Below are 1,094 nucleotides of genomic sequence, written 5' to 3' on the forward strand. Positions count from 1 at the left end.
GACGACCGCGTGCCCGGCAGGGCCGACGAGTTCGCGCCGAACGCCAAGGTCGTGCACGTCGACATCGACCCGGCCGAGATCTCCAAGATCCGTTTCGCCGACGTCCCGATCGTGGGCGATGCGCGCGAGGTCCTGGTCGACCTGCTCGACGCCTGGAACGGCGTGCCGGCGGACGAGCGTGCCTCCACCGCCGACTGGTGGACGAAGCTCGACCAGCTGCGCACCGACTTCCCGCTCGGCTACGCGGAACCGACCGACGGGCTCCTCGCACCGCAGGCGATCATCCGCCGCATCGGCGAGCTCTCCGGCCCCGAGGCCGTGTACGCCTCCGGTGTCGGTCAGCACCAGATGTGCCGCCAGCAGGAGGTCTCCGAGTTCTCGCGAGCGCTGAAGCTCATGGCGAAGGAGCTCCAGGTGCCGGTCGTCGCACTGTCGCAGCTGAACCGTGGTCCCGAGCAGCGCGCTGACAAGAAGCCCCAGATCTCCGACCTGCGTGAGTCCGGATCGATCGAGCAGGACGCCGACATGGTCATCCTGCTGCACCGCGAGTCCGCCTACGAGAAGGACAACCCGCGTCAGGGTGAGGCGGACCTCATCGTGGCGAAGCACCGTAACGGGCCGACGGACACCATCACGGTGGCGTTCCACGGGATGTTCTCTCGGTTCGTGGACATGCCGCAGTAGGCAGTCGTGTCGGTGTCCCAACTAGATGGTCCCCCCGCCCAGGAGATGGTCCGTTCGAGTGAAGCGGACCGCCTACATGGCGGACGATGAGCCAAGGATTGGATCGTCATCATGAGGGTTCCGCCCTACCTACCCGCGCCGGCGTCTGTGCCGTTCAATGGAGCACCCAGGAGCTTCGCTCTCGACCCCGAGCCTCGACGTCGACGTACGCCAGACCCCTGGGCGGATTTTGAGGCGTGGTGTGCACGGCGCGCGATCAGCTCGTTGCCTGCTTCGGGCCTGGTAGTGGCAAGTTATTTACTCGATCGGTCCCGCGAAATCGATGACTCAGGCGCACTTGCTCATTCGGCTGGCCGGCTCAAGAGTTGGATCGATCTCATCGACGCAATTCACGTGCAAGCACACCTTCC

1 protein-coding gene is annotated in these 1,094 nt (G+C 65.5%); it reads left to right on the forward strand.

All coding sequences use genetic code 11. The features are described 5' to 3' along the window. Positions 1-684: DnaB-like helicase C-terminal domain-containing protein (locus I5E_RS26395; RefSeq protein ID WP_022906839.1), on the forward strand; the 684-nt coding region annotated here is incomplete at its 5' end. Between the last annotated feature and the right edge of the window lie 410 nt (positions 685-1,094).

The sequence above is a fragment of the Curtobacterium sp. B18 genome, assembly GCF_000333375.1.
Lineage (GTDB): Bacteria > Actinomycetota > Actinomycetes > Actinomycetales > Microbacteriaceae > Curtobacterium.